Here is a 4970-nt window from a genome sequence, read left to right on the forward strand (position 1 = left end):
TCTCTCTCGCCTGGCAACGTCCTACCTTCCCAGGGGTCTGCACCCCAAGTATTCTCGGCGCTGGAGGTCTTCACGGTCGTGTTCGGGATGGGTACGGGTGTTGCCCCTCCGCCATGGCCACCAGACTTGTCTTCACGATCCCCGTTGACCTCGTCCACGGGTCGTACAAGCGTGTCCCTTGGCTCCTGAATAGCTCCTCATGCGCGCTCGAAGCGGCCACGGGCGGCTTTCGCGCCACGCGCCTACGGTGAAGCCCTCGACCGATTCGTATCCGTCCGCTCCACCGATTGCTCGGCTTCCACGCCGGACCGATCTACCTTGTCGTCTTCAAGGGGTCTTCCTTCCTTGACGGAATGGGATACGTCATCTTGAGGCGGGCTTCGCGCTTAGATGCTTTCAGCGCTTATCCCCACCCGACTTGGCTACCCAGCTGTGCCCTTGGCAGGACAACTGGTCCACCAGCGGTCGGTTCATCCCGGTCCTCTCGTACTAAGGACGACCCCTCTCACGTATCCTCCGCCCACGGCAGATAGGGACCGAACTGTCTCACGACGTTCTGAACCCAGCTCGCGTACCGCTTTCATGGGCGAACAGCCCAACCCTTGGGACCGACTTCAGCCCCAGGATGCGATGAGCCGACATCGAGGTGCCAAACCTCCCCGTCGATGTGAACTCTTGGGGGAGATCAGCCTGTTATCCCCGGGGTAGCTTTTATCCGTTGAGCGATGGCCCTTCCACGCAGTGCCACCGGGTCACTAAGCCCGACTTTCGTCCCTGCTCGACCTGTCCGTCTCGCAGTCAAGCTCCCTTGTGCCTTTACACGCCTCGCGCGATTTCCATCCGCGCTGAGGGAACCTTTGGGCGCCTCCGTTACCTTTTAGGAGGCGACCGCCCCAGTCAAACTGTCCGCCTGACACTGTCCCGACGCCTGCTTCAAGGCGCTCGGTTAGAAGATGAACCTCTCAAGGGTGGTATCCCAACGCCGACTCCACACAGGCTGGCGCCCATGCTTTTTCGTCTCCCACCTATCCTGTACATGACAGGCCCGTCTCCCATATCAAGCTACAGTCAAGCTCCACGGGGTCTTTCCGTCTAGCCGCGGGTAACCTGCATCTTCACAGGTATTACAATTTCACCGGGTCTCTCGTTGAGACAGCGCCCAAGTCGTTACGCCTTTCGTGCGGGTCAGAACTTACCTGACAAGGAATTTCGCTACCTTAGGACCGTTATAGTTACGGCCGCCGTTTACTGGGGCTTCAATTCAGAGCTTCCCCTTGCGGGTCACCCCTCCTCTTAACCTTCCAGCACCGGGCAGGCGTCAGCCCCTATACTTCGCCTTACGGCTTCGCAGAGACCTGTGTTTTTGCTAAACAGTCGCTTGGGCCTTTTCACTGCGGCTCTTTCGAGCGCCCCTTCTCCCGAAGTTACGGGGCCATTTTGCCGAGTTCCTTAACGAGAGTGCTCCCGCGCGCCTTCGTGTTCTCCACGCGCCCACCTGTGTCGGTTTCCGGTACGGGCAGATGGCTTCTCCCTAGAGGCTTTTCTTGGCAGTGTGATGTCCGGAGCTTCGGTACTGTCCTTCCCTCCCCATCCTCGCTCATGGTCCTGCCGGGCGGTTTTCCCTACCCGACCCACTTGCGAGTTGGACGGCCTCTTCCATCCGGCCGCTCTCCTTCTCCTCCTGCGTCCCCCCATCGGTCTAGCAAACCCATCTGGTACGGGAATCTCAACCCGTTGTCCTTCGACTACGCCTCTCGGCCTCGCCTTAGGTCCCGACTGACCCTGGGTGGACGATCCTTCCCCAGGAAACCTTGGGCTTTCGGCGGACAAGATTCTCACTTGTCTTTTCGCTACTCATACCGGCATTCTCACTTCCCTTGCCTCCACCTCGCCTCTCAGCTCGGCTTCTCCGTCAAGGGAACGCTCCCCTACCATACATTCCTGTATCCAAAGCTTCGGTGCTCGGTTTAGCCCCGTTACATTTTCCGCGCAGCGTCACTCGACCAGTGAGCTATTACGCACTCTTTCAATGGTGGCTGCTTCTAAGCCAACATCCTGGTTGTCTGTGCACCGCCACATCGTTTTCCACTCAACCGACACTTAGGGACCTTAGCTGTTGGTCTGGGCTGTTTCCCTTTCGACGATGGATCTTAGCACTCACCGTCTGACTGCAGAAGCGGATGACACGGCATTCGGAGTTCGACGGAACTTGGTAACCCTGGTCGGGCCCCGCATCCCATCGGTGCTCTACCTCCGTCCCTCCTACGCTTCCACGCTAGCCCTAAAGCTATTTCGGGGAGAACCAGCTATCTCCGGGTTCGATTGGAATTTCTCCCCTACCCCCAGTTCATCCCCCGGCTTTTCAACGCCGGTGGGTTCGGGCCTCCATGCGGTGTTACCCGCACTTCACCCTGACCAGGGGTAGCTCACCCGGTTTCGGGTCGAGGACAGCGAACTTGTCGCCCTCTTCAGACTCGCTCTCGCTTCGGCTCCGGCTTCCTCGCCTTAACCTCGCTCGCCATCCTCACTCGCCGGTTCATTCTACAAAAGGCACGCCGTCATCCCTTTCGGGACTCCGACTGCTTGTAAGCACACGGTTTCAGGTTCTCTTTCACTCCGCTCCCGCGGTTCTTTTCACCTTTCCCTCACGGTACTCATCGCTATCGGTTGCCAGGGAGTATTTAGCCTTAGGAGGTGGTCCTCCCAGATTCCCACGGGGTTTCTCGTGTCCCGCAGTACTTGGGTCCCAACCAGCAACGTCTGCGACCTTATGCCGACGGGGCTTTCACCCGCTCTGGCCGGCCTTCCCAGACCGTTTGGCTTCGCTCGCTTCCCTTGCCCAGCCAAAGCCCTGGCTGGCTCGTTGGTCCCGCGACCCCGAATCGGCAACGGGGGCTCCCTTCTCCACCGATTCGGTTTAGGCTCTTCCGCGTTCGCTCGCCACTACTTGCGGAATCACGGTTGTTTTCTTCTCCTCCAGGTACTGAGATGTTTCAGTTCCCCAGGTTCCCTCCCTCTGTCCTATGCATTCAGACAGCGGTACCGGCCCATCACGGCCGGTGGGTTGCCCCATTCGGACATCCGCGCATCAAGGCTTGCGTACAGCTCCACGCGGCATTTCGGTGTTCGCCCCGTCCTTCGTCGGCTCCTGGCACCTAGGCATCCTCCGTGCGCCCTTCTCATCTTCACCGTCTTTCGTCGGTTTCCCGACCTCTCTTCGTTCGCATGAGGTGCTATCCAGTTCTCAAGGTACGCTGAGGTGCCTTCGGCTCTGTGGCCTTCGGTCCCCTCAAACACTAAACACGCACGCGCCCAGTCCCCCAGGCCCCATCCTTCGTTCTCCCTAGAAAGGAGGTGATCCAGCCGCACCTTCCGATACGGCTACCTTGTTACGACTTCACCCCAATCATCGGCCCCACCTTCGGCGGCTGGCCCCCTTGCGGGTTACCCCACCGACTTCGGGTGTTGTCGACTCTCGTGGTGTGACGGGCGGTGTGTACAAGGCCCGGGAACGGATTCACCGCGGCATGCTGATCCGCGATTACTAGCAATTCCGGCTTCATGCAGGCGAGTTGCAGCCTGCAATCCGAACTACGAGCGGTTTTCAGGGGTTGGCTCCAGATTGCTCTCTCGCGTCCCGTTGTGCCGCCCATTGTAGCACGTGTGTCGCCCAGGACATAAGGGGCATGATGATTTGACGTCATCCCCGCCTTCCTCCGTCTTACGACGGCAGTCACCGGTGAGTCCCCGCCCTGACGCGCTGGTAACACCGATCAAGGGTTGCGCTCGTTGCGGGACTTAACCCAACATCTCACGACACGAGCTGACGACAACCATGCACCACCTGTCTCCCCGGCCCCGAAGGGACGGTGTATCTCTACACCCGTCCGGGGGATGTCAAGCCCTGGTAAGGTTCTTCGCGTTGCTTCGAATTAAACCACATGCTCCACTGCTTGTGCGGGCCCCCGTCAATTCCTTTGAGTTTCAGTCTTGCGACCGTACTCCCCAGGCGGAGTGCTTATTGGGTTTCCTTCGGCACTGAGGGTGGTACCCCCCAACACCTAGCACTCATCGTTTACGGCGTGGACTACCAGGGTATCTAATCCTGTTTGCTCCCCACGCTTTCGTGCCTCAGCGTCAGTCACTGTCCAGCAAGGCGCCTTCGCCACTGGTATTCCTCCACATCTCTACGCATTTCACCGCTACACGTGGAATTCCCCTTGCCTCTCCAGCACTCAAGTCTTGCAGTTTCCAAGGCATTCTCAGGGTTGAGCCCCGACCTTTCACCTCAGACCCACAACACCGCCTACGCACCCTTTACGCCCAGTGATTCCGGACAACGCTTGCCCCCTACGTATTACCGCGGCTGCTGGCACGTAGTTTGCCGGGGCTTCCTCTCCCGGTACCGTCTCGGTGGGAGCATTCCCTCTCCCACCCGCTCTTCCCGAGTGACTAAGCTTTACAACCCGAAGGCCTTCTTCGCTTACGCGGCGTTGCTCCGTCAGGCTTGCGCCCATTGCGGAAGATTCCCTACTGCTGCCTCCCGTAGGAGTCTGGGCCGTGTCTCAGTCCCAGTGTGGCCGTTCACCCTCTCAGGTCGGCTACGCATCGTCGCCTTGGTGGGCCGTTACCCCGCCAACCAGCTAATGCGCCGCGGGCTCCTCCACTGGCGATGCCGGAGCATCTTTCCCACACAAGAGAGGCCTCTTCTGTGTCTATCTGGCCTTAGCACCCGTTTCCAGGCGTTATTCCAGTCCAATGGGCAGATTGCCCACGTGTTCCTCACCCGTCCGCCGCTCACTCCCGAAGGAGTCCGCTCGACTTGCATGTATTAGGCACGCCGCCAGCGTTCGTCCTGAGCCAGGATCAAACTCTCAATCCATTCCTTGCTCAGTCTTTCGACTGGTCTTGTCTTCTTCGTTCTTTCGGATGGTGTGCGTGTTTAGTTTTCAAGGGACGCTCGTCTCTTT

3 rRNA genes are annotated in these 4970 nt (G+C 59.1%); all 3 read right to left on the reverse strand.

Annotated elements, in window-relative coordinates:
• Positions 1–8: 8 nt before the first annotated feature.
• The 3 genes from rrf to M4I36_RS13940 all read right to left on the reverse strand — a co-directional run bounded on the left by rrf (position 9) and on the right by M4I36_RS13940 (position 4882).
• A 5S ribosomal RNA gene (gene rrf, locus M4I36_RS13930) occupies positions 9–125 on the reverse strand.
• Between the two features lie 119 nt (positions 126–244).
• Positions 245–3190 (reverse strand): 23S ribosomal RNA (locus M4I36_RS13935).
• A gap of 157 nt (positions 3191–3347) precedes the next feature.
• Positions 3348–4882, reverse strand: a 16S ribosomal RNA gene (locus M4I36_RS13940).
• Together the 16S, 23S and 5S rRNA genes form the textbook arrangement of a ribosomal RNA operon.
• Positions 4883–4970: the final 88 nt, after the last annotated feature.

The organism is Alicyclobacillus sp. SP_1, assembly GCF_024706985.1.
Lineage (GTDB): Bacteria > Bacillota > Bacilli > Alicyclobacillales > Alicyclobacillaceae > Alicyclobacillus_I.